This is a genomic window from Leclercia barmai (assembly GCF_049312895.1).
GTDB classification, from domain to species: Bacteria; Pseudomonadota; Gammaproteobacteria; order Enterobacterales; family Enterobacteriaceae; genus Enterobacter; species Enterobacter barmai.
The window spans coordinates 527333-554319 of sequence record NZ_JBMNWZ010000001.1 but is presented as its reverse complement, the minus strand read 5'-3'; the positions used below and the strand labels follow the sequence as shown (position 1 = coordinate 554319).

The 26987-nt window shown below is 59.8% G+C and carries 25 protein-coding genes; 9 read left to right on the top strand and 16 right to left on the bottom strand.

The window, feature by feature from the left end; genetic code table 11:
- Nucleotides 1–27 precede the first annotated feature (27 nt).
- Entirely contained in the window at nucleotides 28–2043 is a 2016-nt protein-coding gene (gene uvrB, locus ACOYA6_RS02570; protein WP_039029376.1) for an excinuclease ABC subunit UvrB, read from the bottom strand.
- Nucleotides 2044–2788: 745 nt separating this feature from the next.
- Here uvrB and ACOYA6_RS02565 point away from each other — a divergent pair.
- The gene (locus ACOYA6_RS02565) at nucleotides 2789–3493 is read left to right on the top strand and encodes an ABC transporter ATP-binding protein (RefSeq protein WP_422653975.1); all 705 of its coding nucleotides are present in this window, start codon (nucleotides 2789–2791) and stop codon (nucleotides 3491–3493) included.
- Here ACOYA6_RS02565 and bioD read toward each other — a convergent pair.
- The 4 genes from bioD to bioB are packed head-to-tail and all read right to left on the bottom strand — an operon-like array spanning nucleotide 3453 to nucleotide 7083.
- The gene (gene bioD, locus ACOYA6_RS02560; protein ID WP_171029939.1) at nucleotides 3453–4157 is read right to left on the bottom strand and encodes a dethiobiotin synthase; all 705 of its coding nucleotides are present in this window, start codon (nucleotides 4155–4157) and stop codon (nucleotides 3453–3455) included. The genes ACOYA6_RS02565 and bioD overlap by 41 nt on opposite strands.
- Nucleotides 4150–4905: a malonyl-ACP O-methyltransferase BioC gene (gene bioC, locus ACOYA6_RS02555; RefSeq protein WP_422653974.1), complete on the bottom strand. Its 756-nt coding sequence runs from the start codon at nucleotides 4903–4905 to the stop codon at nucleotides 4150–4152. The genes bioD and bioC overlap by 8 nt, the downstream gene beginning before the upstream one ends.
- Nucleotides 4889–6046: an 8-amino-7-oxononanoate synthase gene (gene bioF, locus ACOYA6_RS02550; protein WP_422653973.1), complete on the bottom strand. Its 1158-nt coding sequence runs from the start codon at nucleotides 6044–6046 to the stop codon at nucleotides 4889–4891. The genes bioC and bioF overlap by 17 nt, the downstream gene beginning before the upstream one ends.
- Nucleotides 6043–7083: a biotin synthase BioB gene (gene bioB, locus ACOYA6_RS02545; protein WP_422653972.1), complete on the bottom strand. Its 1041-nt coding sequence runs from the start codon at nucleotides 7081–7083 to the stop codon at nucleotides 6043–6045. The genes bioF and bioB overlap by 4 nt, the downstream gene beginning before the upstream one ends.
- Before the next feature lie 69 nt (nucleotides 7084–7152).
- On the opposite strand from bioB, the gene bioA reads away from it, so the two are divergent.
- A complete protein-coding gene (gene bioA / locus ACOYA6_RS02540) occupies nucleotides 7153–8460 on the top strand; it encodes an adenosylmethionine--8-amino-7-oxononanoate transaminase (protein ID WP_422654499.1) in 1308 nt (435 codons plus the stop codon).
- A 44-nt stretch (nucleotides 8461–8504) separates the two neighbouring features.
- Nucleotides 8505–8981: a kinase inhibitor gene (locus tag ACOYA6_RS02535; protein ID WP_039029370.1), complete on the top strand. Its 477-nt coding sequence runs from the start codon at nucleotides 8505–8507 to the stop codon at nucleotides 8979–8981.
- Nucleotides 8982–9084: 103 nt separating this feature from the next.
- Here ACOYA6_RS02535 and hutH read toward each other — a convergent pair whose 3' ends face one another.
- The 5 genes from hutH to hutI form a co-directional block, all read right to left on the bottom strand.
- The gene (gene hutH, locus ACOYA6_RS02530; protein ID WP_422653971.1) at nucleotides 9085–10605 is read right to left on the bottom strand and encodes a histidine ammonia-lyase; all 1521 of its coding nucleotides are present in this window, start codon (nucleotides 10603–10605) and stop codon (nucleotides 9085–9087) included.
- Complete coding sequence (gene hutU / locus ACOYA6_RS02525) at nucleotides 10605–12290, bottom strand: urocanate hydratase (protein ID WP_422653970.1); 1686 nt, start codon at nucleotides 12288–12290, stop codon at nucleotides 10605–10607. Before hutU ends, hutH begins: the two co-directional genes overlap by 1 nt.
- 126 nt (nucleotides 12291–12416) lie before the next feature.
- Nucleotides 12417–13148: a histidine utilization repressor gene (locus ACOYA6_RS02520; RefSeq protein ID WP_138369555.1), complete on the bottom strand. Its 732-nt coding sequence runs from the start codon at nucleotides 13146–13148 to the stop codon at nucleotides 12417–12419.
- 44 nt (nucleotides 13149–13192) lie between these two features.
- A complete protein-coding gene (hutG, locus tag ACOYA6_RS02515) occupies nucleotides 13193–14131 on the bottom strand; it encodes a formimidoylglutamase (RefSeq protein ID WP_422653969.1) in 939 nt (312 codons plus the stop codon).
- The gene (hutI, locus tag ACOYA6_RS02510) at nucleotides 14128–15351 is read right to left on the bottom strand and encodes an imidazolonepropionase (RefSeq protein WP_138369720.1); all 1224 of its coding nucleotides are present in this window, start codon (nucleotides 15349–15351) and stop codon (nucleotides 14128–14130) included. The genes hutG and hutI overlap by 4 nt, the downstream gene beginning before the upstream one ends.
- Nucleotides 15352–15575: 224 nt before the next feature.
- Here hutI and ACOYA6_RS02505 point away from each other — a divergent pair, with 224 nt between their 5' ends.
- Nucleotides 15576–16859, top strand: a complete 1284-nt coding sequence (locus ACOYA6_RS02505) for a putative acyl-CoA thioester hydrolase (protein ID WP_138369557.1) — start codon at nucleotides 15576–15578, stop codon at nucleotides 16857–16859.
- A gap of 53 nt (nucleotides 16860–16912) precedes the next feature.
- On the opposite strand, the gene tisB is transcribed toward ACOYA6_RS02505, so the two are convergent.
- Nucleotides 16913–17002, bottom strand: a complete 90-nt coding sequence (gene tisB, locus ACOYA6_RS02500) for a type I toxin-antitoxin system toxin TisB (RefSeq protein WP_072036641.1) — start codon at nucleotides 17000–17002, stop codon at nucleotides 16913–16915.
- 429 nt (nucleotides 17003–17431) lie between these two features.
- Entirely contained in the window at nucleotides 17432–18427 is a 996-nt protein-coding gene (pgl, locus tag ACOYA6_RS02495) for a 6-phosphogluconolactonase (RefSeq protein ID WP_139564579.1), read from the bottom strand.
- A gap of 153 nt (nucleotides 18428–18580) precedes the next feature.
- Between pgl and ACOYA6_RS02490 the strand changes: the two genes are divergently transcribed.
- Nucleotides 18581–19399, top strand: coding sequence for a pyridoxal phosphatase (locus tag ACOYA6_RS02490; RefSeq protein ID WP_039029362.1), 819 nt, complete (start codon nucleotides 18581–18583; stop codon nucleotides 19397–19399).
- On the opposite strand, the gene modC is transcribed toward ACOYA6_RS02490, so the two are convergent.
- The 4 genes from modC to ACOYA6_RS02470 form a co-directional block, all read right to left on the bottom strand.
- Entirely contained in the window at nucleotides 19400–20458 is a 1059-nt protein-coding gene (modC, locus tag ACOYA6_RS02485; RefSeq protein WP_422653968.1) for a molybdenum ABC transporter ATP-binding protein ModC, read from the bottom strand. It lies immediately after the preceding gene.
- Between the two features lie 2 nt (nucleotides 20459–20460).
- The gene (gene modB / locus ACOYA6_RS02480; protein WP_138369561.1) at nucleotides 20461–21150 is read right to left on the bottom strand and encodes a molybdate ABC transporter permease subunit; all 690 of its coding nucleotides are present in this window, start codon (nucleotides 21148–21150) and stop codon (nucleotides 20461–20463) included.
- The gene (modA, locus tag ACOYA6_RS02475) at nucleotides 21147–21923 is read right to left on the bottom strand and encodes a molybdate ABC transporter substrate-binding protein (RefSeq protein ID WP_138369562.1); all 777 of its coding nucleotides are present in this window, start codon (nucleotides 21921–21923) and stop codon (nucleotides 21147–21149) included. The genes modB and modA overlap by 4 nt, the downstream gene beginning before the upstream one ends.
- 179 nt (nucleotides 21924–22102) lie before the next feature.
- Nucleotides 22103–22252, bottom strand: a complete 150-nt coding sequence (locus ACOYA6_RS02470; protein ID WP_039029358.1) for an AcrZ family multidrug efflux pump-associated protein — start codon at nucleotides 22250–22252, stop codon at nucleotides 22103–22105.
- A gap of 127 nt (nucleotides 22253–22379) precedes the next feature.
- Between ACOYA6_RS02470 and modE the strand changes: the two genes are divergently transcribed.
- The 4 genes from modE to galT all read left to right on the top strand — a co-directional run bounded on the left by modE (nucleotide 22380) and on the right by galT (nucleotide 26985).
- The gene (modE, locus tag ACOYA6_RS02465) at nucleotides 22380–23168 is read left to right on the top strand and encodes a molybdenum-dependent transcriptional regulator (RefSeq protein WP_223074857.1); all 789 of its coding nucleotides are present in this window, start codon (nucleotides 22380–22382) and stop codon (nucleotides 23166–23168) included.
- A 68-nt stretch (nucleotides 23169–23236) separates the two neighbouring features.
- Nucleotides 23237–24706 carry a molybdate ABC transporter ATP-binding protein ModF gene (gene modF / locus ACOYA6_RS02460; protein WP_422653967.1) on the top strand — a complete coding sequence of 490 codons (1470 nt, stop codon included), beginning with the start codon at nucleotides 23237–23239 and terminating at the stop codon, nucleotides 24704–24706.
- Nucleotides 24707–24912: 206 nt separating this feature from the next.
- A complete protein-coding gene (galE, locus tag ACOYA6_RS02455; RefSeq protein ID WP_072036640.1) occupies nucleotides 24913–25929 on the top strand; it encodes a UDP-glucose 4-epimerase GalE in 1017 nt (338 codons plus the stop codon).
- Between the two features lie 9 nt (nucleotides 25930–25938).
- Complete coding sequence (gene galT / locus ACOYA6_RS02450; RefSeq protein WP_422653966.1) at nucleotides 25939–26985, top strand: galactose-1-phosphate uridylyltransferase; 1047 nt, start codon at nucleotides 25939–25941, stop codon at nucleotides 26983–26985.
- The last annotated feature ends 2 nt before the right edge of the window (nucleotides 26986–26987 follow it).

Here is a 26987-nt window from a genome sequence, read left to right as displayed (position 1 = left end):
AGCCTTCGGCTGCCATTTTGCTTTTACCTACGACGCCGCAATAAACAGATCCCGCAGCTGATGCAGCTGGTCGCGGATCTGCGCGGCCTCCTCGAACTCGAGGTTCTGGGCGTGCTGCATCATCTGCCCTTCCAGCTCGTGAATTTTCTGCTGCAGCGCTTTCGGCGTCAGCGCCACGGTATCGGCCTCAACCGGTGAGCGCGACTTGCCGCGGCCCTTGGTTTTGGTCTTAGCGATGTTCTGGCCGAGCTGCAGGATATCCACCACCTTCTTGTTTAGCCCCTGCGGGGTGATGCCGTGCTCTTCGTTGTAGCGCTGCTGCTTCTCGCGACGGCGTTCGGTTTCACTAATCGCTTTGGCCATCGACGGGGTGATCTTATCCCCGTACAGAATCGCTTTGCCGTTGACGTTTCGCGCCGCACGGCCGATGGTCTGGATCAGCGATCGCTCGGAGCGCAGGAAGCCCTCTTTATCGGCGTCCAGAATCGCCACCAGCGACACTTCCGGCATATCAAGACCCTCACGGAGCAGGTTGATCCCCACCAGCACGTCGAACTCGCCCAGGCGCAGATCGCGGATGATCTCCATACGCTCCACGGTGTCGATATCCGAGTGCAGATAGCGCACCTTCTCGCCGTGCTCTTCGAGGTATTCGGTCAGGTCTTCCGCCATGCGCTTGGTCAGGGTGGTGACCAGCACGCGCTCGTTGATGGCCGCCCTGGCGCGGATCTCAGACAGCAGATCGTCCACCTGGGTAGCAACCGGACGCACTTCGATAATCGGATCCAGCAGGCCGGTCGGACGCACCACCTGATCCACCACTTCGTCGCCCGATTTCTCCAGCTCGTAGTTGCCCGGCGTTGCCGACACGTAGATGGTTTGCGGGGCCAGCGCCTCGAACTCTTCAAACTTCATTGGGCGGTTATCCAGCGCAGACGGCAGGCGGAAGCCGTACTCCACCAGCGTCTCTTTACGCGCCCGGTCGCCGCGATACATCCCGCCAATCTGCGGAATGGTGACGTGGGATTCGTCCACCACCAGCAGACCATCCGCCGGCAGGTAATCAAACAGGGTTGGCGGCGCTTCGCCCGGCCCGCGACCGGAGAGATAGCGGGAGTAGTTTTCGATACCGGAGCAGTAGCCCAGCTCGTTCATCATCTCGAGATCGAACTGGGTTCGCTGGCTGATACGCTGCTCTTCCAGCAGCTTATTATTCTCCAGCAGGGTTTTACGGCGATCGGCCAGTTCAACCTTGATGTCTTCCATCGCCTGCACGATGCGCTCGCGCGGGGTGACGTAGTGGGTTTTCGGGTAGACGGTAAAGCGCTGAATGGTGGATTCAACATGCCCGGTCAGCGGGTCAAACAGCGACAGCCGCTCCACCTCTTCATCGAAAAGCTCCACGCGCAGCGCAAAGTCGTCCGACTCCGCCGGGAAAATGTCGATCACTTCGCCGCGCACCCGGAAGGTACCGCGCTGGAAAGCCTGATCGTTACGGGTGTACTGCAGCTCGGCCAGGCGGCGCAGGATGGCGCGCTGATCGATGATCATCCCCACGGTCAGGTGCAGCATCATCTTCAGATAGAGATCCGGATCGCCCAGGCCGTAGATCGCCGACACCGAGGCAACGACCACCACGTCACGGCGCTCAAGCAGCGCTTTGGTGGCGGAGAGACGCATCTGCTCGATGTGTTCGTTCACCGAGGCGTCTTTTTCGATAAAGGTATCGGAGCTCGGGACGTAGGCTTCCGGCTGGTAATAGTCGTAGTAAGAGACGAAGTATTCCACCGCATTATCCGGGAAGAACTCCTTCATCTCGCCGTAGAGCTGCGCCGCCAGGGTTTTGTTCGGGGCCAGCACCATGGTCGGGCGCTGCAGATCGGCGATCACGTTGGCGACGGTGAAGGTTTTACCCGACCCGGTCACCCCCAGCAGCGTCTGGTGCGCAAGCCCATCCTCCAGCCCCTCTTTCAGACGGCGAATCGCTTCAGGCTGATCGCCGGAAGGACGGAAAGCGGAATTCAGTTTGAACGGTTTACTCATGAACGGCGACCTGATGATGGTTGATACGGCAGGTGAGTAATTTTACTCTGGATGGCTATTTTTGCCAGTAAATTATACTGGATATAAAGCCAGTGGCAACCACGTTGTTTTGTGCCACTCAGGTCAGGAATCAAACAAAGTTGAACAAAATTTAGGCTGCGACGGGATAAAATTCCATCAATGCAGGGTTATCCCCAGAACTTTTTAATTTTTAACATTTGTCAAGGCGAGACGCCGGACTTTAGCGCATTACGTTGACAGTTTAATGACAGAGATTGATTTTATTTAACGCTTTGATTCAATTTCAAATTTTCAAAAAGACGCGTTTCGCATCAATTCAGGCGCAGGCCGCGTATTCTCTCGCTTACCTTGTGTTTTCTAACTCTAATGCACATGGTTATCCACAGGAATAGTGGATAACTGCTTCCAGGCCATACGGAGCGTGACTCAGCTAATTCCCGGTTTTTGCCCACAGCGCGACGGTAAAAAATTTTTATCGCCCAATTTTGGCGATCTGATGCCGAAAATCAGATAACGAATTGATGAGAGATTGCTCACATTTCGTTCAAATGGTGGCTGCACCAGTCGCACCCTTCGTGGCACCGACGTAGTGCAGGTTCCCTCCCCGCTGAGGCTGCTTTCTGAGTGGATTCCGAAAAAGAGATGTTTAATCGCCTTTTTACGGGCGGTGGCAAGAGTCTTGCAGTGTTTCTGAGGTCATCAACGTCTGTTAAGGAGAAACACCATGTTGAGCCTGCGTGCCGTGAATCAGTATTACGGGGATCGCCACACCCTGTGGAACGTTGATCTCGACCTGCCCCCCGGCGTCTGTACCGGGGTGGTCGGGCTGCCCGGAATGGGGAAAACAACCCTTGTAAGCTGTATCGCTGGCCTGCTGCCCATCGCCAGCGGCTCGATGGTCTGGCATGACGCCGGGGCCTCCCCCTGCGAATTAAGCCCGGGCGCGGGCATTAGCTTTGTCCCGCAGGAGCGGCGGATCTTTTCGCAGCTGACGGTAGAGGAGAATCTGCATATCGCGCGGATGGCGAAAGGGAACGAAGGTGGGCCGGTGAGCAGCGATATTTTTGAGTTCTTCCCGGAGCTTTACCCGCTACGCCAGCTGCGGGCGTCAGGGCTTAACAATGACCAGCAGTATCAGCTGGCGCTGGCGAACGCGCTGGTGACCCGCCCTCGCCTGCTGATCCTCGACGAGCCCAGCCGTGGCGCCAGCCAGCAGTTTAGCGTCAAGCTGGCGCAGCTGCTGCTCAGGCTTAGCCGCGAGCTGGGATTATCGGTGCTGCTGGCCGAGCAGCACCTGTCGCTGATCCGCCGGGTGGCAGATCGCTTTTGCTTGCTGTATCGCGGGCGCAACGTGGCCCAGGGCCGGGTCAGCGAGCTGGATGCCCCGCTTATCGCCCACTGGATGGGGCCGACGGCGTCAGCGCGTTAAGAGAGAGATAACGCCCGATGTCCGCGGTGTCGGCCTCGTCGCCAAGCCAGGGGATCTCCCCCAGCAGCGGTGCGGGCAGCACGCGTTTAAGCGTCGCCATGTATTCCCCGTGGCGTTTGCCGGGGGCCACCACCACGTTGGCCACCCAGCCCGCAAAATGCAGCCCCGCCTGGCGGATCGCCTGGGCGGTGAGCATCGCGTGGTTGATGCAGCCCAGCTTCACCCCCACCACCAGGATCACCGGCAGCCGCTCGGCAATCGCCCAGTCGGCAAAGGTCTGCTCGTCTGAAAGCGGCGTAAACCAGCCGCCAGCCCCTTCCACCAGCACCCAGTCGGCCTGGCTCTCCAGCGCACGTAGCCCGGCAGTGAGCGCGCTGAATTCGATGGGGCGCTGCTCGTCGGCGCTGATGATATGCGGCGAGGTGGGCTCCGCGAAGGTGTAAGGGTTTACCGCCTGATAGCTGAGCGCCACGCTGCTGTTGTGCTGCAGCGCCAGCGCGTCGCTGTTACGCAGCCCCTCGGGGGTCATCTCGCTCCCCGAGGCGACCGGCTTGTATCCTGCGGTATTGCGGCCCAGCGCCCGCGCCGCCTGCAGCAGTGCGGTGCTGGCCACGGTTTTACCGACCTCGGTGTCGGTGCCGGTAACGAAATAGCGTTCAGTCACGTTCGATAATTCCATGAAAAAGTTGATAAGAGAGCGGGAATTTGCCTTCACGCTGCGGCCACGCCTGCGCCAGCGTCTGCAATTGCCCGCGGGTTAAGGGCTTCCCGGCCCGCCCGGCATGCAGATGGGTGGCGCCGATCCCCTTCAGGGATTGCATGGCGCTGAGGGCATCGTCAAACAGCAGGGTGACGGTCTGGATCGCAGAGCGGTGCCGCCAGCCGGATAACGCCCCGGCGACCTGTTCCCCGGTCAGAAAACGGTTGGCGTGCGGCTGCGTGTCCACCGCAAGCCAGGCCTGATTCAGCTCCGGCAGGGAGTCCTTCAGCAGGGTGGTAAAGGCCACCCTGCCCCCGGGTTTCGCCACCCGCCAGAGCTCGGCCAGCGCCTGCGGCAGGCTGGTGCACCACTGCACCGCCAGATGGCTCCAGACAAGGCTAAACTGCCCGTCCGCCAGGGGGATGGCTTCGATATCGGCCTGCAGATAGCAGTCGGCCGCCTGGTTGCGCCGCGCTTCGTCCAGCATCGGGGCGCTGAGATCCATCGCCGTCACCAGGCTTCCGGCACTGCGCCAGGCCAGGCTGTTGCTGCCCGGCCCGCAACCGGCATCCAGCACGCTGGCAAAAGTGGTGTCTGCCAGCAGCGCCCGCAGCCCGTCGGCGCTTTGGCGCTGGAGCGCGTCGTGACGGGAGTAGCTTTGCGCCGCCCGGCCAAAAGCAGCGGCAATCGCCTGTTTATTCACTTGCGCCATGCAGCGCCTCCAGTAACGCGGTGATGTCGGACGCTTCATGCGCCGCCGTCAGGGTCAGGCGCAGGCGCGCGGTTCCCGTCGGGACGGTGGGCGGACGGATAGCCGTCACCCAGATCCCCTGTTCCCTGAGGGTCTGCGCCAGGTGCAGGGCGCGGTCATTTTCACCCACAATCAGCGGCTGAATGGCGCTTCGGGAGGCGGTGAGCTCAAATGGCAGGTCACGCACGCCCGCGCGGAACTGGTGGATATGGGCCGCCAGCCGCTGCCGACGCGCCTCCCCTACGTCGCTGCGAATAAGGTCAAACGCCGCCCGCAGCGCCATCGCCTGGGCAGGCGGCATGCTGGTGCTGTAGATCAGATGCCGGGCAAACTGCAGCAGATAGTTGGCGACAGAATCGCTGCACAGCACCGCCGCGCCGCTCACCCCGACGCCTTTGCCAAAGGTCACCACCAGCAGCTCGGGTTTAACGCTCTGGCTGGCCGCGCTGCCCCGCCCTTCTGGCCCGGTCACGCCAATCCCGTGGGCATCGTCCACCAGCAGCCAGCTACCGTGACGCTGGGCCGCAGCATGAATATCGGCCAGCGGGGCGCTGTCGCCGTCCATGCTGAAAATCCCTTCGGTCACCACCAGCTGCTGGCCGTCGCAGGGTTTATCCAGCAGGGAGGCCAGCTGGGCGACATCGTTATGGGCAAAACGGCGAAGCTGCGCCGGGCTGTGGCTGGCCGCCTCCAGCAGGGAAGCATGGCTCAGGCGGTCGGCGACAATGCGGTCGGTTTTATCGGTGAGGGCAGCAATCAGCGCCTGGTTGGCGGCAAAGCCGGAGATAAACAGCAGCGCGCGGGGATAGCCAAGCCAGTCGGCGAGATGCTCCTCCAGCGCCTGATGCGCGGTGGTGTAGCCGCTGACGTGGCCGGAGCCGCCGCTGCCCACGCCATACTGCTCCGCCCCCTGCTGCCAGGCGCGGATAATGGCCGGGTGCTGGCTCAGGCCGAGATAGTCGTTGCTGGAAAAATTGCAGTAGCGCCGCTGGTCGCGGGTGAGAAAACGGCCTGCGCCGTTCTCCACCGTTGTGCGCACGCGCAGCGCGTCTGCCGCCCGACGGGCATCGAGGGCGGCATCAATACGTTGTTGCCAGGTCATACCGTCGCCGCGTTGTAGAACTGGTCGGTATCGGCGTTGAAAAGCTGCTGTTCCAGCTGGTGCTGCTGCTCGTTATCACCTGTAAGAACGGCGGTCTGCTGCGGATTCAGCCCCAGCTTGCGGAACAGCTGGACGTCTTTGTCCTCTTCCGGGTTCGGCGTGGTCAGCAGCTTGCAGCCGTAGAAAATGGAGTTGGCCCCGGCCATAAAGCACATCGCCTGGGTCTGCTCGTTCATCTGCTCGCGACCGGCAGAGAGACGCACGTAAGAGGTTGGCATCATCACGCGCGCCACCGCAATGGTGCGGATGAAGTCAAAGGCGTCGACGTCGTCGTTGTCCGCCAGCGGGGTGCCCTTCACCTTCACCAGCATGTTGATCGGCACGCTCTCCGGCGGGGTCGGGAGATTAGCCAGCTGCAGCAGCAGACCGGCACGGTCGGTCACCGTTTCACCCAGGCCCACGATCCCGCCCGAGCAGACCTTAATGCCCGCATCACGCACTTTGTCCAGGGTGTCCAGGCGCTCCTGGTAGGTGCGGGTGGTGATGATATTGCCGTAGAACTCCGGGGAGGTGTCGAGGTTGTGGTTGTAGTAATCCAGCCCCGCCGAGGCCAGGCGCTGCGCCTGGGTGTCGTCCAGGGTGCCGAGCGTCATGCAGGCTTCGAGGCCCATCGCCTTCACGCCCTGCACCATCTGCTCGAGATAGGGCATGTCGCGCTCGTGGGGGTTTTTCCACGCCGCGCCCATGCAGAAACGGGTTGAACCGGCATTTTTCGCCTGGCGGGCAGACTCCAGCACCTGCTCCACCTCCATCAGCCGCTCGGATTCGAGGCCGGTTTTGTAGCGCGCACTTTGCGGGCAGTATTTGCAGTCTTCCGGGCAGGCACCGGTTTTGATCGACAGCAGCGTGCTCACCTGAACCTGCTGCGGATCGAAGTGCTGACGGTGAATTTGCTGTGCTTCAAACAGCAGTTCAAGAAGGGGTTTATCAAATAAAGCAGTGACTTGCGACATTGTCCAGCGAGTCTGGTGAGCCATGGGGCATCTCCAAAGGGGTTTAGTTCAGGATGGTTTCGGTTTATGCTTGTAAACCTAAATGTTTTCAAAATGGTTTACAAGTCGATTATGACAACGGACGATCTCGCATTCGATCAGCGCCACATCTGGCATCCCTACACCTCCATGACCCAGCCCCTGCCGGTTTATCCGGTGACGGAAGCCCACGGCTGCGAGCTGACCCTGGCCAGCGGCGAGCAGCTGGTAGACGGGATGTCCTCCTGGTGGGCGGCCATTCACGGCTACAACCACCCCCGGCTGAATGCGGCGATGAAGGCGCAGATTGACCGCATGTCGCACGTGATGTTCGGCGGGATCACCCATCCGCCCGCGGTGGACCTCTGCCGTCGACTGGTGGCGATGACCCCCGACGCGCTGGAGTGCGTGTTCCTTGCCGATTCAGGCTCGGTGGCGGTGGAAGTGGCGATGAAGATGGCGTTGCAGTACTGGCACGCGAAGGGCGAATCCCGCCAGCGGTTCCTCACCTTCCGCAACGGCTACCACGGCGATACCTTCGGGGCGATGTCGGCCTGCGACCCGGACAACTCGATGCACAGCCTGTGGAAGGGCTATCTGCCGGAAAACCTGTTTGCCCCGGCACCCCAGAGCCGCTTCGACGGCGAGTGGGATGAAATGGATATGGTCAGCTTCGCCCGCCTGATGGCCGCCCATCGCCACGAGATTGCGGCGGTGATCCTCGAGCCCATCGTGCAGGGCGCGGGCGGAATGCGCATGTACCATCCCGAGTGGCTGAAGCGCATTCGCAGGATGTGCGACCGGGAAGGCATTCTGCTGATTGCCGATGAGATCGCCACCGGCTTCGGGCGTACCGGCAAGCTGTTTGCCTGCGAACACGCGGGCATTACCCCGGACATCCTGTGTCTCGGCAAAGCCCTGACCGGGGGCACCATGACCCTCTCCGCCACCCTCACCACCCGCCAGGTGGCCGAGACCATCAGCAACGGCGAGGCGGGCTGCTTTATGCACGGCCCGACCTTTATGGGTAACCCGCTGGCCTGCGCCGTCGCCAGCGAAAGCCTGGCGCTGCTGGAGAGCGGCGAGTGGCAGACCCAGGTCGCCGCCATCGAAACCCAGCTCAACGAGGAGCTGGCGGCAGCGCGGGAGTCTGAGTATGTGGCCGACGTGCGGGTATTAGGGGCGATTGGCGTCGTCGAAACCACCCATCCGGTGAATATGGCGGCGCTGCAGCGCTTCTTTGTGGCGCGCGGGGTCTGGGTGCGCCCGTTCGGGAAATTGATCTATCTGATGCCGCCGTATGTGATAAGCCGCGCCCAACTCAGCAAGCTGACCCGCGCCGTGGTGGATGCCGTTCAGGAGCCTGCGCACTTTACTGTTTAGTTTATGCGTTACACTTCTGGCAGAGCTTAATACGGAGGAACAGCATGAAACTTATCAGTCAGGATCTGCGCGACGGGGATAAACTCCCCCTGCGCCACGTGTTTAACGGCATGGGTTATGAGGGGGATAATATCTCTCCGCATCTGGCCTGGGACGAGGTGCCGTCGGGCACCAAAAGCTTCGTTGTCACCTGTTATGACCCGGACGCCCCGACCGGCTCCGGCTGGTGGCACTGGGTTGTCGCCAATCTCCCGGCCGACACCCGCGTGCTGCCGCAGGGTTCCGGCTCTTCGCTGGTCGCCCTGCCGGACGGCGCGGTGCAGACCCGCACCGATTTTGGCAAAGCGGGCTACGGCGGCGCGGCACCGCCAAAAGGCGAAACCCACCGCTATATCTTTACGGTGCATGCCCTGAACGTGGAAAAAATCGAGGTGGATGAAGAGGCAAGCGGAGCGATGGTGGGCTTTAACGTCCATTTCCACAGCCTGGGTAGTGCGTCGATTACGGCGATGTATTCGTAAAAATAGCCGGGTGAAACCGTAGGCCCGCGCAAGCGCAGCGCCGCCGGGCATTTGCCGGGCGGCGGCTTCGCCTAACCCGGCCTACGATTTTGCATAGGTGTTTTTACAGGAATCCCGGCAACAACCCCACCAGGCTCCCTTTGCTCAGCAATTCAATCGCCGCATCAATATCCGGGGCAAAGAAGCGGTCATCATCATAGTGCGCAACCTTCTCCCGCAGAATATGACGCGCCTGCTCCAGCAGCGGGCTGGAGGTCAGGCCATCACGCAGATCGCAACCCTGAGCGGCCGCCAGCCACTCCACCGCCAGCACGCCGCGGGTGTTGCCGGTCATCTCCCACAGACGACGACCTGCCGCAGGCGCCATCGAAACATGGTCTTCCTGGTTGGCCGAGGTCGGCAGGCTGTCGACGCTGTGCGGGTGCGACAGCGCCTTGTTCTCGCTCGCCAGCGCGGCGGCGGTCACCTGGGCAATCATAAACCCGGAGTTCACCCCACCGTTGCGCACCAGGAATGGCGGCAGCTGGGACATGTGTTTATCCATCATCAGGGCAATGCGGCGCTCGGAAAGTGCGCCGATCTCGGCAATCGCCAGCGCCAGATTATCTGCCGCCATCGCCACCGGTTCCGCGTGGAAGTTACCGCCAGAGACCACCTCGTTTTCCGCTGCGAAGACCAGCGGGTTATCGGAAACGGCGTTGGATTCCACCAGCAGCACCTCAGCCGCCTGGCGCAGCTGGGTCAGGCAGGCCCCCATCACCTGCGGCTGACAGCGCAGGGAGTACGGATCCTGCACCTTCTCGCAGTTGTGATGCGAATCGGCAATGGCGCTGGTGTCGGTGAGAACGTGGCGGAACAGCGCGGCGGCGTCGATCTGCCCGCGCTGGCCGCGTACCTCGTGGATACGGGCATCGAACGGACGACGGGAGCCAAGCACCGCTTCGGTGGTCAGCGCTCCGCAGACCACCGCCGAGGCAAAGAGATCTTCAGCTTCAAACAGGCCGCGCAGGGCAAAGGCGGTGGAGGCCTGGGTGCCGTTCAGCAGCGCCAGCCCCTCTTTAGCCGCCAGCGTCACCGGGGCCAGCCCCGCTTTTTGCAGAGCGGTGGCGGCCGGTAGCCACTCGCCACGGTAGCGGGCTTTACCCTCGCCAAGCAGGGTCAGAGACATGTGCGCCAGTGGGGCCAGGTCGCCGGAAGCCCCCACCGAACCTTTAGCCGGGATCCACGGATACACACCCGCATTGACCAGCGCAATCAGCGCCTGGATCACGCTCAGGCGGATGCCGGAAAAACCGCGCGCCAGGCTGTTGATTTTTAGCACCATCATCAGACGCACAATGTCGTCGTCCAGCGGCTCGCCGACGCCCGCGGCGTGGGAGAGCACCAGTGAACGTTGCAGGTTTTCCAGATCGTGCGTGGCGATGCGCGTCTGGGCCAGCAGGCCAAAGCCTGTATTAATGCCGTAGGCGGTGCGCCCTTCGGCGACAATGGCTTCCACGCAGGCGACGCTGTCGTTAATCGCCTGATGGGCGGCGTCGTCGAGGGTCAGCTGGAGCGGCTGCTGCCAGACCTGGCGAAGTTGCGCCAGGGTCAGAGAGCCGGGCGTCAGTGTTAAGGCATTCATCAGTGCTTTCCTTGATTGGCAGCGATCATCGGCAGGTTCAGCCCCTGCTCTTTCGCACAGGCAATGGCAATGTCATATCCGGCATCCGCATGGCGCATAACGCCGGTTGCCGGGTCGTTGTGCAGGACGCGGGCAATACGCGCCGCGGCTTCATCGGTGCCGTCGCAGACGATGACCATCCCGGCATGCTGGGAGAAGCCCATGCCCACGCCGCCGCCGTGGTGCAGCGAGACCCAGGTCGCGCCGCTGGCGGTATTGAGCAGCGCGTTCAGCAGCGGCCAGTCGGAGACCGCGTCGGAGCCGTCCTGCATCGCTTCGGTTTCGCGGTTCGGGCTGGCGACCGAGCCGGAGTCGAGATGGTCGCGGCCAATGACGATGGGCGCAGAGACTTCTCCGCTGCGGACCATTTCGTTAAAGGCCAGGCCCAGCTTCTGACGCCACTCCAGCCCTACCCAGCAGATACGCGCCGGCAGGCCCTGGAAGTTAATGCGCTCCCGGGCCATATCCAGCCAGTGATGAAGGTGCTCATCGTCGGCGACGATCTCTTTCACTTTAGCGTCGGTTTTGTAGATGTCTTCCGGGTCGCCGGAGAGGGCCACCCAGCGGAACGGGCCGATGCCGCGGCAAAACAGCGGACGGATGTAGGCCGGGACGAAGCCCGGGAAGTCAAAGGCGTTGGTCACGCCCATCTCTTTCGCCATCTGGCGAATGTTGTTGCCGTAGTCGAACGTCGGCACGCCCTGCTGGCTGAAGGCCAGCATCGCGTTGACGTGGTCGGCCATGGAGCGCTTCGCCGCCAGCACGGTGCCTTCGGGATCCTGCTGCGCTTTCTGCTGATACTCTTCCCAGCTCCAGCCTTTTGGCAGGTAGCCGTGGAGGGGATCGTGAGCGCTGGTCTGGTCGGTGACCAGGTCCGGACGCACGCCGCGCGCCACCAGTTCCGGCACGATATCGGCGGCGTTGCCGCACAGGGCGATGGAAACTGCCCGACCTTCGTCGGTGTATTTTTTGATGCGCGCCAGGGCGTCATCCAGCGACTCAGCCTGCTCGTCAACGTAGCGGGTGCGCAGCCGGAAATCGATGCGGCTTTGCTGGCACTCGATGTTCAGGGAGCAGGCACCGGCGAGGTTCGCCGCCAGCGGCTGCGCGCCGCCCATGCCGCCTAAGCCTGCGGTCAGTACCCAGCGCCCTTTCAGGGAGCCGTTATAGTGCTGACGACCCGCTTCAACGAAGGTCTCGTAGGTGCCCTGGACAATGCCCTGGCTGCCGATGTAGATCCAGCTCCCGGCGGTCATCTGGCCATACATCGCCAGCCCTTTCGCATCCAGCTCGTTGAAGTGTTCCCAGGTGGCCCAGTGCGGCACCAGGTTGGAGTTGGCGATCAGCACGCGCGGGGCGTTTTTGTGGGTTTTGAATACGCCGACCGGTTTGCCGGATTGCACCAGCAGGGTTTCGTCGTTTTCCAGTTCGGTGAGCGCGGCGACAATGGCGTCGTAACACTCCCAGTTGCGCGCGGCGCGGCCAATACCGCCGTACACCACCAGCTCGTGAGGATTCTCCGCCACCTCAGGATCGAGGTTGTTCATTAACATGCGCAGCGGGGCTTCGGTGAGCCAGCTTTTGGCATTCAGCCGGGTGCCACGTGGGGCGCGGATCTCTTGCTGGCGATACTTACCTGACGACATTGTGTGCTCCTCGTTGGGGACAGAATATACACTAAGATATACTTGTATAGACAAGTGCGCACAAGGCCGGTTTTAACAATTACGATACATTTTTATTATATTGCGTCAGCAATCACGCTTTTGGGCTTATGACATGAAATGGCCCTGCAGCCGATAGCGGTTGCCGGGGAACAGCAGCCGGGCATGGGAGACAATGTGCGACGTCGACCAGGTCCGACGGTGGATGAGCAGGCAGGGATCGTGCTCTTTGATGCGCAGCAGCTCGCACTCCTTCGGCGTGGCGCGCACCGCCTCAACGATGTGCTCCCCTTCGGTCAGCGGGGCGATCAGCGACAGATAAGCATGAGGCGTGGTGGTGGTGTAATCCTGCTGCAGATACTCCGGCACCAGGGCAGCGTTAACGCTGCGATCCTCAATCTGCACCGGGATGTCGTTTTCGTAATGCAGCATCAGGGAGTGAAAAATGCGCGTCCCCTCTTTGACGTTAAGCGCCGTGGCCTGGGCGGCGCTGGCCTGCGTCTCCTCGAGGAACAGCACCTCGCACCGGTGCTGATGGTGGCGGGAGGCAATTTCGTCGGCAATGCTGCGAATTTCAAACAGCGCCGACTGCCCCTTAGGCTCGGCCACGAAGGTCCCAACACCCTGCAGGCGCACCAGCAGCCCCTCGTCGGTCAGCTCCCGCAGCGCGCGGTTAATGGTCATCCGGCTAAAGCCGAACTGGGCAACCAGCTCGGCCTCGGACGGGATGCGATCGTGCGGACGCCATACGCCGGTGGCGATCTGATGACTGATCGCCTGTTTTACCTTTTCATAGAAAGGGGCTGGCGCACTGGCCTGCTGCGGAGCGCGAGAGAACATAGCAATTCCTTAAGCCGTCATAAAAAGTCGAGTATATACACGCTTTAAGCCCACCAGTGAGCGATTTGCCACGCCAGCCGTGCGGCGAGCTTCGCTCCCTGGCCGTCGCGATCGAAGCCAGGGCTGAACTCCACCAGATCCGCCGCCTGCAGTTTGCCGCTGCGGCAGATCTTTTCAATGACCGGGAGCAGATCCCGGGCCGGAACCCCCAGCGCGGCAGGGGCCGACACGGCGGGCATTTCCCCGGCAGGCATGACGTCGAGATCGATAGTCAGATAAACCCGGTCCGCCTGTTCAAGGAGCGGTGTGAGAGCGGTCAGCGCCTGCTGCTGAAAATCGAGATCTTCCACCAGGGTGACGTTAAGGCGCGCAGCCTCATCCCACAGCGCCAGGGTATTCGCCGCCCGGCTGACGCCCAGGCAGGCATAGTAAAATTCACGCTGCTGTTCCGCACAGTACAGGGCCAGCTGGCGGAACGGGGTGCCAGAGGTGGCCTGGCTGGCATGACGCAGATCGAGATGGGCGTCGAGATTGATAATCACCACCCGCTCGCCGGGAAACGCATCCAGCACCCCGCGCCCGTGCGCCCAGGCGGTTTCGTGTCCGCCGCCCAACACCAGGGTGCGCATGCCCGACTGCTGGCAGGCGGTGACCGTCTCGCTCAGCGCCTGCTGGGCGGTCTCCAGCGCGTCGCCATCAACGCCGATAGTGCCCATGTCGATCAATCGCTCGTGCCCCTGATGGCTCGCCATATTCGCCAGGGCGCGGCGCAGGACATCCGGCGCTTGAGCGGCTCCGGGGCGGCCCTGATTGCGTCTGACCCCTTCGTCGCAGGCGAAGCCCAGCAACGCAATGTCTTCCCCGGACGGATGCTGCGTATCGCTTTGCCTGACGGTCTGAAACAGGCGCAGCGCGTTGCTGGCCTCGCTGCTGTCGTCGCGCCCCTGCCAGACGTCAGGTGAAACCGGCTGCCAAAGACTCATGCTGTTTTTCCTCTGAATACGCGCTGATAAAGCGGGTTACGTCCCGGCTCATAAACCATCTCCACCGGGTTTTTCGCATCCCAGATCGCCAGGTCGGCGACAAACCCGGCCTTGAGCTGGCCGTGGGTTTCGCCGCGGCCCAGCGCTTTCGCGGCGTGGCGCGTTACCCCTGCCCACGCCTCTTCCGGGGTTAAGCCAAACTGGACGCAGGCCATGTTCATCGCCAGATGCAGGCTGGCAAACGGACTGGTCCCGGGGTTGTAATCCGTGGCAACCGCCATCGGCACGCCCCGCTCCCGCAGCAGCGCAACCGGCGGGCGCTGGCGCTCCTGTAAAAAGTAAAAGGCGCCGGGGAGTAATACCGCTACGGTGCCGCTCTGCGCCATCGCGTCGACGCCGGCCTCATCGAGGTATTCAATATGATCGGCTGACAGCCCGTGATAACGGCTGACCAGCGCGGTGCCGCCGAGGTTAGAGAGCTGTTCCACATGGCCTTTAATGGGGATCCCCCGCATCTGTGCCGCCTGAAACACCCGTTCGCTCTGCTCTGGCGTAAACCCGACGTTCTCGCAGAACACATCCACGGCTTCGAATAGCCCTTTTTCCCACAGCGCGGGCAGCGTGTGCCGACAAACATGGTCGACCCAGGCATCTGGATCCTGGCGATACTCCTTCGGCACGGCGTGCGCCGCCAGCAGCGTCGGGCTGATCTCCACGGGATTGGTTCGGGCAAGGTGTTGGGCCACGCGCAGCATCTTCTCTTCGGCTTCGTCGTTGAGGCCGTAACCCGACTTAATTTCAACGGTGGTGACCCCTTCGCGCATCAGCCGGTTTAAGCGCTGCTGCGCCAGCTGTTTGAGGTGCTCAACTGAGCTCTCCCGGGTGGCGGTCACCGTGGCGTTAATCCCGCCGCCCTGGGCGCTGATGGTCTGATAGGAGACGCCGTTCAGCCGCTGCTCCCACTCGGCGGCGCGATCGCCGCCAAACACCAGGTGCGTGTGGCAGTCGATCAGCCCCGGCGTGACCAGCCGCCCCTCTAAATCGACGGCGTTGGGCAGATCCAGGGGCAAATCAGATTCGGGGACAATCGCCAGAATGGTCTCTGCACGCACGATTAACGCCCTGTTCTCCAGCAGGCCATAAGGCGTGCCGTGGTCAGGATCCAGCGTTGCGAGGCGCAGGTTACGCCAGATTAGATCGTCGGGATGAAGTTGCAGCATCGGGCTTCCACTTGTCATGGGTTGTATAGACATTTATTTTCATTCCTGCCGCCCTGTCAATCGCCTTTACGCAAATTGTTATTTATTTGTGACAACTTTCCCGCTAAGCATGGGAATAAAAAGTAACTTTTATGCCTTTTAATCTTCCCGTTTCGCTCAACTTAGTATAAAAAAGCAGGCTATTTCGGTTATTCCCCTATTGATATGCTTTGCAGGAGCTTCCCTTGAACATTTCCAGGATTTCTCGTCTGGCGCTGGCACTCGCATTTGGCGTGACGCTGTCAGCGTGCAGCTCTACCCCGCCGGATCAGCTGCCATCAGAGCAGGCCGCGCCGGGCACGGCTTCCCGTCCGATCCTCTCTGCTGATGAAGCGAAAAACTTCCAGCAGGCGCGCTACTTTACGGCCATGGATCCGAACGCAGCGCCGTGGAGTCCTTATGCCATCCGCCTGCCTGCGCAGCCCAACTTTGTGGTTGGCCCGGCGGGAACCCAGGGCGTTACCCATACCACCATTCAGGCGGCAGTTGATGCAGCCATTGCTAAGCACAGCAGCTCCCGCCAGTACATCGCCATTTTACCGGGCGAGTACGAAGGTACCGTGTATGTGCCTGCCGCACCGGGCAGCGTGACGCTGTACGGTACGGGTGAGAAGCCAATTGATGTCAAAATTGGTCTGGCAATCGACTCTGAGATGGACACCACGACCTGGCGTCATCTGGTCAATCCGGGTGGTAAATACATGCCGGGTAAACCCGCCTGGTATATGTTCGACCGTTGCCAGAGCAAGCACAGCGCCACTGTTGGCCTGATGTGTTCCGCGGTCTTCTGGTCGCAGAACAACGGCCTGCAGCTGCAGAACCTGACCATCGAAAACAATCTGGGCGACAGCGTCGATGCCGGTAACCACCAGGCGGTGGCTCTGCGCAGCGATGGCGATCAGGTGCAAATCGACAAGGTGAATATCCTGGGTCGCCAGAACACCTTCTTCGTCACCAACAGCGGCGTTGAGAACACCCTGAAAAATAACCGCATCACCCGTACGCTGGTGACCAACAGCTACATTGAAGGGGATGTGGATATTGTCTCTGGTCGCGGTGCCGTGGTGTTTGATAACACCGATTTCCGCGTCATGAATACCCGTACCCAGCAGGAAGGCTACGTCTTCGCGCCGGCGACGCAGTCCAACCTGTTCTACGGCTTCCTGGCGGTAAACAGCCGCTTTACCGCAATGGGCGATGGCGTAGCGCAGCTGGGCCGCTCGCTGGATGTCGATTCAGGCACAAACGGTCAGGTGGTGATCCGCGACAGCGTGATCAACGAAGGCTTCAACATGGCAAAACCCTGGGGCAACGCCGCCATCTCTCAGCGTCCGTATGCGGGTAACACCGGTGCGGTAGATGATAAAGGCAACGTGCAGCGTAACCTCAACGACGCTAACTTCAACCGCATGTGGGAATACAACAACCGCGGTGTGGGCAGCAAGGTGATTGCAGAGCCGAAGCAGTAATCTGATTAGCAAAAAGGGGGAGCAACTCCCCCTTGATGCTGCGGCTGAACGCGTCAGGCACCGGTTTTAAGATACGCATCCAGCAGTTGCAGAACTGCAACCATGAGTTGCAGGAACAGAATCATCCATCCCATACTGCTCATACGCCACTCCTTTGGTCAGGAGCACTTCCACTGACTTACCTTTCCGCTGCCTGTCGCCAGTGGTTGTTGGTGTTTCCGATATGCTCCACAGTTAAGGTACTGACGGCACCACCCGCCAGCCAGGACTTTAAGAAACCTGATTTGCGGAACTGCTCATATCGAACCAACGGCGGTATTGTAGTCTTCGGGAACTGTATATAAAAACAGTTTTATGGAGATTAAGATTTCATTTAGATTTCAGCAAAATTTAATATATTTCAATTAAATAACATTAATGCTGCAAGTGTATGCTCTCAAGCCGACGTTAATTGATTTTACATAGGTTAGGGCCGGAATTAGGATACAGAGGTTGGTGTTTCCGATGTGCTCACCCGGCTACCACCGGGCATAAAAAACCTCGCATTTGCGAGGTTTTTTATTTCATCCGTCTTAGTAAGCGTTAACGACCACCCACATTGGCCCCTGGCCGACGGCGTAACGTCCCTTCTCTTCCAGCAGTCCCTGCTCGCCCTGAATTTCATACAGCGCGATATGGTGCGATTTCTGCCCTGCCGCAATCAGGAACTTACCGCTGTGATCGACATTGAAGCCGCGCGGCTGCGTTTCGGTCGGCTGGAAGCCTTCGATAGCCAGCACGCTGCCATCTTCAGAAACGCTAAAGATGGTGATCAGGCTGGAGGTACGATCGCAGGTATAGAGGTGACGTCCGTCAGGGGTGATATGAATATCTGCCCCCCAGCGGGTATCGGTGAAATCAGCCGGCATCATATCCAGGGTCTGCACACACTCAATCTTGCCGTGCGGATCGCTCAGCGCCCAGACGTCTACCGAGCAGTTCAGTTCGTTCACCACGTAGGCGTACTTCTGATTCGGATGGAAGGCCATGTGACGCGGGCCCGCACCTTCAACGGTGGTCACTTCCGCCGGGTTTTGCGCGGTCAGTTTGCCGTCATCGCCCAGGGTAAACAGGCAGATGCGATCCTGCTTCAGCGCCGGTACCCACAGGGTACGGTTATCCGGAGAGATGTTGGCCGAGTGGCAACCTTCCAGCCCTTCAACCACCTCAAGGGTCTCAGCAGGAATACCGTCGTCAAGGCGGGTCACGCTGACGCAACCGGCATTGTAGGAGCCGCTAAAGATAAAGCGTCCCTGCAGATCGGTAGAGATATGCGTCGGACTGCCCGGCAGCGCGGCTTCGGCAGTGTACGTCAGGGCGCCATCTTCAGGAGAGATACGGTACGCGAGTACGCGGAACTCCGGACGAACACCCACATACAGGAAACGTTTATCCGGGCTGATCACCATCGGCTGAACCTGGCCGGGAACATCGACAACCTGAACCAGGGTGAGCGTACCTTCGGGATTCAGACGCCAGACATGGATCTGCTGGCTTTCAGGACTGGCGGTATAAACGGTTTGTTTCATGAATGCTCCTTTCCTCACTGCGCGTAAAAGTAATGTACCAGGATAGTCTTTTTTAACGGTGAATGCTGAATTTTAACCAGGAATTTTGCAGCGATAGTTGCGCGGTGTACCATCTGCACATCCCTGACTTTCAACATTAACCCGGAATATCAAATGACCTCGCGTGTGATTGCACTGGATTTAGACGGTACGCTGTTAACCCCGCAAAAAACCCTGCTCCCCTCTTCGCTTGAAGCACTGAAACGTGCCCAGGAGGTGGGATACCAGCTCCTCATCGTAACGGGTCGTCATCACGTTGCTATTCATCCTTTTTATCAGGCACTGGCGCTGGATACACCTGCAATTTGTTGTAATGGAACCTATTTGTATGATTATCAAGCAAAAAAGGTTCTGCAAGCCGATCCGCTGCCGGTCCCGCAGGCGCTGCAACTGATTGACCTGCTCGATGAACACGCCATTCACGGCCTGATGTATGTCGACAACGCGATGGTTTATGAGCGCCCTACCGGCCACGTCATCCGCACCAGCAACTGGGCGCAGTCGCTGCCGGAAGCCCAGCGTCCGGTATTCACTCAGGTGCCTTCGCTGGCGCAGGCGGCCCGGGAAGTTGAGGCTATCTGGAAATTTGCCCTGACCGACGAGGACACCGTAAAACTGAACGACTTTGCAAAGCATGTCGAGCAGACCCTGGGGCTGGAGTGCGAATGGTCCTGGCACGATCAGGTGGATATTGCCCGCAAAGGCAACAGCAAGGGCAAACGCCTCACGCAGTATGTGGAATCCATCGGAGGGTCAATGAAGGACGTTATTGCATTTGGCGATAACTACAACGACATCAGCATGCTGGAAGCGGCAGGCACCGGGGTGGCGATGGGTAATGCCGACGACGCCGTCAAAGCGCGCGCCAACGTGGTAATCGGCGATAACACCACGAACAGCATCGCCGAATTCATCTATACCCATCTGCTGTGATCAGGTGGTGATCGACACGCTCTTGATCTGCGCGTAGAGCCAGAGGCCAGGTTTGATCCCCAGTTCATCCCTGGCCCACGGGCTGATGCGGGCCCACAGCGTGCGGCTGCCAATTTCCAGCTGCACCTCCACCTGGCCGTTATCGTCGAAGCACTGGGCCACTTTCGCCCGCAGGATGTTACGGATACTGCTCTGCAACGGCGGCTGCAGCACCAGCGAGACATCGGATGCCTGAATGCGAATGCGCAGACTGGTCTGGAGCGGTTTATCCAGCTTGTTGACCCAGACATGCTGATCGCCAATGGCCAGCGCGGTCATGGCGTAGTGCGGATGGTGCTCCAGCACGCTCACCTTCAGAATGCTGCTCTGCTGCTCCTGCGGCAGCCACGGATGCATCACGCTGCTGCCCCACACCTCTTCCAGATTACCAAACGCTTTTACGCTGCCGTTTTCCAGCACCAGCACTTTATCGGCCAGATGCAGGATCTCATCCAGCGAATGGCTGACGTAGAGCATCGGAATATTGATTTCGCGCGCCAGACGCTGCAGGTACGGCAGCAACTCTCGCTTGCGGGGAATGTCGAGGGAGGCCAGCGGCTCGTCCAGCAGCAGCAGTTCCGGGGCAGTGAGAAACGCCCGGCCTATCGCCACGCGCTGTTTTTCCCCGCCCGAGAGCGACGACGGCAGTCGGTCAAGCAGGTGCTCAATGCCCAGCAGGGCCACCAGCTTATCAAACTGTCCGGCCATGCTTTTTGCCATGCCATAACGCAGGTTGCCCAGCACTTTGTAGTGCGGGAAGAGCCGCGCATCCTGGAAGACGTAGCCAATCCGGCGCTTTTCCGGCGCCAGATAAATGCGTTTTTCAACGTCGTTCAGCACCCGGTCGTTAAGTACGATCCGCCCTGACTGGGGCCGGGTCAGGCCGCTAATCGCATTGATCAGCGAGGTTTTGCCCGCGCCGGAGACGCCAAAAATAGCGGTAATGCCGCTGGCAGGCAGGGTTTCGTTGAGGGTCAGACAGTGTTCGCCCAGCGTCTGGGTAAAATTGAGTTCCAGCATGATTATTTCCCCATCCGTTCGCGGCTAAGACGAGCCAGCCATTCTGAGACCAGCAGCGAGACCAGCGCCAGCACGATGGAGATAATGCACAGACGCGCAGCGGCCCCTTCGCCACCCGGAGTCTGGATCAGGGTGTACATGGCCGACGGGATGGTACGGGTTTCGCCCGGAATATTGGAAACAAAGGTAATGGTGGCGCCAAACTCGCCCAGCGAGCGGGCAAACGCCAGCACCGTGCCGACAATAATGCCCGGCAGCGTCAGGGGAAGCGTGATGGTGAAAAAGACGCGCCAGCGCCCGGCCCCCAGCGTGCGGGCCGCCTGCTCGAGTTTAAGATCGACCCCTTCCAGCGCCAGGCGGATCGCCCGCACCATCAGCGGGAACGACATCACTGCCGCCGCCAGTACCGCGCCGCGCCAGCTGAAGGCAAAGCTCAGGCCAAACCACTCATAGAGCCGCTCGCCGATAAACCCGCGTCGTCCCATGGCAATCAGCAGTAAATAACCGACCACCACCGGCGGCAGCACCAGCGGCAGGTGCAAAATACTGTCGAGGAGCGCTTTGCCTGGAAACTTACAGCGAACCAGTAACCAGGCGAAGAAGATCCCAAAGGGCAAACTAAATGCAACCGCGAGGGAAGAGACTTTCAGGCTCAGCAGCACGGCCTGCCATTCGGGATCGGTCAATATCATTCGTGAGTCGTAAATCCGTAACGTTTAAAGATGGCAGACGCCTGCGGCCCTTTCAGGTAATCGTAAAAGGCGCTGACGGTTGCGTTTTTATGTCCATCAATGATGGCCACAGGATATTCCACTTTCTTATGCGAGTCTTCAGGGAAGGTACCCACGACCTTCACGCCTTTACCGGCAACGGCATCAGAGCCGTAAACAATTCCCAGCGGCGCTTCATTGCGCTCAACCAGCGCCAGCGCGCCGCGCACATCTTCTGCCGGTGCCAGTTTTGGCGACAGCGTCTCCCAGGCACCCAGCTTCTGCAGCGCTTCTTTAGCATAAATGCCCGCCGGAACGTGATCGGGGTCGCCCACCGCCAGACGCCCCTCTTTCAGCAGGCTGGTCCAGTTGGTCTCTTTGTTGATGGTGATGTCGCCCTGCGCGCTGGATTTTGGCGCTACCACCACCAGGCTGTTTCCCAGCAGGGTTTCACGGCTGGCCGTATCAATCGCTTTCTTCTCTGCCGCATAATCCATCCACTTCTGATCGGCAGAGATAAACAGGTCGGCAGGGGCACCCGCTTCAATCTGACGTGCCAGCGTAGAGGAAGAGGCAAATGACGACACGACGTCGACGTTTTTCTCCTTTTTATACGCTGTGGCAATATCCTGCATCGCGTTGGTCAAAGACGCTGCCGCAAATACCGTGATTTTGCCTTCATCTGCCAGCGCATGCCCGGTCAGGGAGAGGGTCAGTGTTGCCCCGGCAATAAAGCGTAAGCCTGTACGTGTCATCGTTAACTCCTTTGAGTGTCGTTATATAAATTGAAATATAACGATAACCGTAGGGTTTTCCCAGCGTTAAATCCTACCGATCAGGGAGTAAATCAATTTTGCACCGAAAATAATATCGGCGAAGAAGGGGGAAACTTGAGAGCAAAACGCCCGGCAGAACCGGGCGTTTTTAAAGAAAATTAATGCTGCTTTTTCGGCTGTTTTCTGTGGCCGATATTGGAAAAGATGTTAAACACCTCACCCAGGCCGTAGATGGCACCGAGGATGATAGCCATCACCACTGGGACCATGATCACGGCGAATACCAGACTTTTCAGCAACTCTAACATGGCTTTCTCCAGACAATGTGAATGCCTTATTCTAACCGGAAAAGCGAGAATTACATCCCCTTTTGTGCGGTACAGTTTGCGCATGTAACGAATTACGTCACAATATCCCTTTTGCCAGGACATTGTTATGCAGGCCGAAATTCTCCTCACCCTACGCCTTTCGCAAAAGCTGTTCGCCGATCCCCGCCGCATTGCCCTGCTCAAACAGATTGAGCAAACCGGCTCCATCAGCCAGGGGGCAAAGAATGCCGGTATCAGCTATAAAAGCGCGTGGGATGCCATCAACGAGATGAACACCCTGAGCGAACAGACCCTGGTCGATCGTGCCACCGGCGGCAAAGGCGGCGGCGGTGCGATCCTGACGCGCTACGGGCAACGCCTGATCCAGCTCTATGATCTGCTGGCGCAGATCCAGCAGAAAGCCTTCGATGTCTTAAGCGACGACGACGCCCTGCCGCTGGACAGCCTGCTCGGCGCCATCTCGCGTTTCTCTCTGCAAACCAGCGCCCGTAACCAGTGGTTTGGCACGGTCACCGCCCGGGATAACGACCAGGTGCAGCAGCATGTGGACATCCTGCTCGCCGATGGCACTACCCGCCTGAAAGTGGCCATCACCGCCCAGAGCGGCAAACGTCTGGGGCTTGACGAGGGCAAAGAGGTGCTGGTCCTGCTGAAAGCGCCCTGGGTGAACATTACTCTGGATCCTGAGGCCGCGAAACAGGCGGATAACCAGCTACAGGGTGTTATCAACCATATCGATCGCGGCGACGAGCAGTGTGAAGTGCTGATGACCCTGCCGGACGGCCAGACCCTCTGCGCCACCGTGCCGCTGGCCGAGAGTCGGGATTTAGAAGAAGGTGCTGAGGCGACCGCATATTTTAATGCCGACCGGGTGATTATCGCCACGTTGTGCTAAGCGCATTGACATTCGTGCCGACACTGAGTTATCCCTGATGCATATTGCTGCAAAAAACGGGATAAATCATGTCATCATTGCAAATTTCGCAAGGCACGTTTCGTCTTAGCGACACGCGTACGCTTACCCTCACTGATTTTACGTTGAATGCCGGTGAAAGCTGGGCGTTTGTGGGCAGTAACGGCAGCGGCAAATCGGCCCTCGCCCGGGCATTGGCCGGGGAGCTGACGCTGCTGAAAGGCGAACGCCAGAGCGCGTTCACCCGCGTGACCCGCCTCTCCTTCGAGCAGCTGCAGAAACTGGTCAGCGACGAGTGGCAGCGTAACAACACCGATATGCTCAGCCCCGATGAAGAGGATACCGGCCGAACGGCCGCCGAAATCATCCAGGATGAGGTGAAAGATGATGCCCGCTGCCACCAGCTGGCGGAACAGTTCGCCATCACCCACCTGCTGGACCGCCGCTTTAAATACCTCTCCACCGGCGAAACCCGCAAAACGCTGCTGTGCCAGGCGCTGATGGCCGAGCCTGACCTGCTGATCCTCGATGAACCTTTTGACGGCCTCGACGTGAAGTCCCGGGGGCAGCTGGCGGATCTGCTGGCCTCGCTCAATCAGCAGGGATATACCCTGGTGCTGGTGCTGAACCGTTTTGACGAGATCCCTGATTTTGTCCAGAACGCCGGCGTGCTGGCCGACTGCACCCTGACGGCGTCAGGTGAAAAAGCCGCCCTGCTGAACCAGGCCCTGATTGCCCAGCTGGCGCACAGTGAAAAACTCAACGGCGTCACCCTGCCCGAACCGGATGCCCCGTCGGCGCGCCACGGTTTACCCGAAGGTGAGGCGCGGATTGTGCTTAATGACGGCGTGGTGTCGTATAACGATCGTCCGATCCTCAACCATTTAAGCTGGACGGTGAATCCCGGCGAACACTGGCAGATTGTCGGCCCCAACGGTGCGGGTAAATCCACCCTGCTGAGCCTCATTACCGGGGATCACCCGCAGGGTTACAGCAACGATTTAACCCTCTTTGGCCGCCGTCGCGGCAGCGGCGAAACCATCTGGGATATTAAAAAACATATCGGTTATGTCAGCAGCAGCCTGCATCTCGACTACCGCGTGAGCACCACGGTTCGCAACGTGATCCTCTCCGGCTATTTCGACTCTATCGGTATTTACCAGGCGGTGTCTGACCGGCAGCACAAGCTGGCGCAGCAGTGGCTGAATATTCTCGGAATGGATAACCGGGTGGCTGACGCGCCGTTCAGCAGTCTTTCGTGGGGTCAACAACGGCTGGCGCTGATTGTGCGTGCGCTGGTGAAACACCCGACGCTGCTGATCCTTGACGAGCCGTTGCAGGGGCTGGATCCGCTGAACCGCCAATTGATTCGCCGCTTTGTTGATGTCCTTATCAGTGAAGGTGAAACGCAGCTGCTGTTTGTCTCTCACCATGCGGAAGACGCCCCCGCCTGTATCACCCATCGACTGGAGTTTGTCGCCGAGGGCGACAGCTATCGTTACCAGACTGGACCGGTCTGATAGCGTGCCGGGGGCCACGCCCCCACTCTTTTTCGGACAACCCGCAACACCCCTCACCTGCCTCTTTGATTTACAATCTTTTTTTAGCGCAACAGTGGCAGCGTGACGGGCAGTGTAAACGATTCCACTATTTTATCCCATGTCACAGTTTACTGCTCTCTGTTATGCTAGGATTATCTCATACCATAAGCCTAATGGAGCGAAATATGCGAGTTCTGGTAACAGGTGGTAGCGGTTACATAGGAAGTCATACCTGTGTACAACTGCTGCAAAATGGCCACGACGTCATCATCCTTGATAACCTGTGCAACAGTAAACGCAGCGTGCTGCCGGTCATGGAACGCCTTGCCGGTAAACAGCCTGCCTTTGTCGAAGGCGATATTCGTAACGAAGCGCTGATGACCGAGATCCTCCACGATCACGCCATTGATACGGTGATCCACTTTGCCGGGCTAAAAGCCGTGGGCGAATCCGTGGCGAAGCCGCTGGAATACTACGATAACAACGTCAACGGCACGCTGCGTCTGGTCTCCGCCATGCGCGCGGCGGGCGTCAAAAACCTGATCTTCAGCTCCTCCGCCACCGTTTATGGCGACCAGCCGCAAATCCCTTACGCCGAAAGCTTCCCGACCGGCACCCCGCAAAGCCCGTACGGCAAAAGCAAGCTGATGGTGGAACAGATCCTGGCCGACCTGCAAAAAGCCCAGCCGGAGTGGAGCATCGCCCTGCTGCGTTATTTCAATCCGGTTGGCGCGCATCCATCAGGCGATATGGGTGAAGATCCGCAGGGTATTCCGAACAATCTGATGCCGTATATCGCCCAGGTGGCGGTAGGTCGTCGTGACTCACTGGCGGTGTTCGGCAACGACTACCCTACCCCGGACGGCACCGGCGTTCGCGACTACATTCACGTGATGGATCTTGCCGACGGCCACGTCGCCGCCATGCAGCAACTGGCAGATAAACCGGGCGTCCATATCTACAACCTCGGCGCAGGCGTCGGCAGCAGCGTGCTGGATGTGGTCAACGCCTTCAGCGCGGCCTGCGGCAAGCCTGTGAGCTATCACTTCGCCCCGCGTCGCGACGGCGATCTGCCAGCCTACTGGGCAGATGCATCGAAGGCTGATAAAGAGCTTAACTGGCGTGTCACCCGCACGCTTGACGAAATGGCACAGGATACCTGGCGCTGGCAGTCTCGCCACCCGCAGGGTTATCCGGACTAAGGATCTGTCATGACCCAATTTAACCCCGTCGATCACCCGCATCGTCGCTTTAATCCGTTAACCGGGCAGTGGATCCTGGTCTCCCCGCATCGCGCCAAGCGCCCCTGGCAGGGGGCGCAGGAGACGCCGTCCCAGGAGACGCTGCCTCAGCACGACCCGGACTGCTTCCTCTGTCCGGGCAACACCCGCGTCACGGGCGATATCAATCCTGACTACAAAGGCACCTTCGTCTTTACCAACGACTTCGCCGCCCTGATGACCGATACGCCGGACGCCCCGCAGAGCAACGACCCGCTGCTGCGCTGCGAAAGCGCGCGCGGCACCAGCCGGGTGATCTGCTTCTCGCCGGATCACAGCAAAACCCTGCCGGAGCTGAGCATAGAAGCCCTGACCGAGGTGGTGAAAACCTGGCAGGAGCAGACCGCCGAGCTGGGACAGCGCTATCCGTGGGTACAGGTCTTTGAGAACAAAGGCGCGGCGATGGGCTGCTCCAACCCGCATCCTCACGGTCAGGTGTGGGCCAACAGCTTCATGCCGAACGAAGTGGAGCGAGAAGATCGCCTGCAAAAAACCTATTTCGCCGAGCAGCAGTCGCCGATGCTGCTGGACTACGTCCAGCGCGAGCTGGCTGATGGCAGCCGCACCGTGGTGGAGACCGAGCACTGGCTGGCGGTGGTGCCCTACTGGGCAGCCTGGCCATTCGAAACCCTGCTGCTGCCGAAAGCGCACGTTCTGCGCATCACCGATCTGAGCGAAGCCCAGCGCAGCGATCTGGCGCTGGCGCTGAAAAAGCTGACCAGCCGCTATGACAATCTGTTCCAGTGCTCCTTCCCCTACTCCATGGGCTGGCACGGCGCGCCGTTTAACGGCGAAGAGAATCAGCACTGGCAGCTGCACGCCCACTTCTATCCGCCGCTGCTGCGTTCCGCCACCGTGCGTAAGTTTATGGTCGGCTACGAAATGCTGGCAGAAACCCAGCGTGACCTGACGGCTGAACAGGCCGCAGAGCGTCTGCGTGCAGTGAGTGATGTCCATTTTCGCGAATCCGGAGAATAACA

Excerpts from the sequence above, each read along its gene's own strand:
- tisB (WP_072036641.1), bottom strand. The coding sequence starts at position 17,002 with ATGAGCAGTATGGGATGGATGATTCTGTTCCTGCAACTCATGGTTGCA.
- modB (WP_138369561.1), bottom strand. The coding sequence starts at position 21,150 with ATGATATTGACCGATCCCGAATGGCAGGCCGTGCTGCTGAGCCTGAAA.
- modE (WP_223074857.1), top strand. The coding sequence starts at position 22,380 with ATGCAGGCCGAAATTCTCCTCACCCTACGCCTTTCGCAAAAGCTGTTC.
- modA (WP_138369562.1), bottom strand. The coding sequence starts at position 21,923 with ATGACACGTACAGGCTTACGCTTTATTGCCGGGGCAACACTGACCCTC.
- ACOYA6_RS02535 (WP_039029370.1), top strand. The coding sequence starts at position 8,505 with ATGAAACTTATCAGTCAGGATCTGCGCGACGGGGATAAACTCCCCCTG.
- modC (WP_422653968.1), bottom strand. The coding sequence starts at position 20,458 with ATGCTGGAACTCAATTTTACCCAGACGCTGGGCGAACACTGTCTGACC.
- ACOYA6_RS02565 (WP_422653975.1), top strand. The coding sequence starts at position 2,789 with ATGTTGAGCCTGCGTGCCGTGAATCAGTATTACGGGGATCGCCACACC.
- modF (WP_422653967.1), top strand. The coding sequence starts at position 23,237 with ATGTCATCATTGCAAATTTCGCAAGGCACGTTTCGTCTTAGCGACACG.
- hutU (WP_422653970.1), bottom strand. The coding sequence starts at position 12,290 with ATGTCGTCAGGTAAGTATCGCCAGCAAGAGATCCGCGCCCCACGTGGC.
- bioF (WP_422653973.1), bottom strand. The coding sequence starts at position 6,046 with ATGACCTGGCAACAACGTATTGATGCCGCCCTCGATGCCCGTCGGGCG.
- bioB (WP_422653972.1), bottom strand. The coding sequence starts at position 7,083 with ATGGCTCACCAGACTCGCTGGACAATGTCGCAAGTCACTGCTTTATTT.
- ACOYA6_RS02470 (WP_039029358.1), bottom strand. The coding sequence starts at position 22,252 with ATGTTAGAGTTGCTGAAAAGTCTGGTATTCGCCGTGATCATGGTCCCA.
- uvrB (WP_039029376.1), bottom strand. The coding sequence starts at position 2,043 with ATGAGTAAACCGTTCAAACTGAATTCCGCTTTCCGTCCTTCCGGCGAT.
- pgl (WP_139564579.1), bottom strand. The coding sequence starts at position 18,427 with ATGAAACAAACCGTTTATACCGCCAGTCCTGAAAGCCAGCAGATCCAT.
- ACOYA6_RS02520 (WP_138369555.1), bottom strand. The coding sequence starts at position 13,148 with ATGTTCTCTCGCGCTCCGCAGCAGGCCAGTGCGCCAGCCCCTTTCTAT.
- bioC (WP_422653974.1), bottom strand. The coding sequence starts at position 4,905 with ATGGCGCAAGTGAATAAACAGGCGATTGCCGCTGCTTTTGGCCGGGCG.
- hutG (WP_422653969.1), bottom strand. The coding sequence starts at position 14,131 with ATGAGTCTTTGGCAGCCGGTTTCACCTGACGTCTGGCAGGGGCGCGAC.
- galE (WP_072036640.1), top strand. The coding sequence starts at position 24,913 with ATGCGAGTTCTGGTAACAGGTGGTAGCGGTTACATAGGAAGTCATACC.
- hutH (WP_422653971.1), bottom strand. The coding sequence starts at position 10,605 with ATGAATGCCTTAACACTGACGCCCGGCTCTCTGACCCTGGCGCAACTT.
- hutI (WP_138369720.1), bottom strand. The coding sequence starts at position 15,351 with ATGCTGCAACTTCATCCCGACGATCTAATCTGGCGTAACCTGCGCCTC.
- galT (WP_422653966.1), top strand. The coding sequence starts at position 25,939 with ATGACCCAATTTAACCCCGTCGATCACCCGCATCGTCGCTTTAATCCG.
- bioA (WP_422654499.1), top strand. The coding sequence starts at position 7,153 with ATGGTTTACAAGTCGATTATGACAACGGACGATCTCGCATTCGATCAG.
- ACOYA6_RS02490 (WP_039029362.1), top strand. The coding sequence starts at position 18,581 with ATGACCTCGCGTGTGATTGCACTGGATTTAGACGGTACGCTGTTAACC.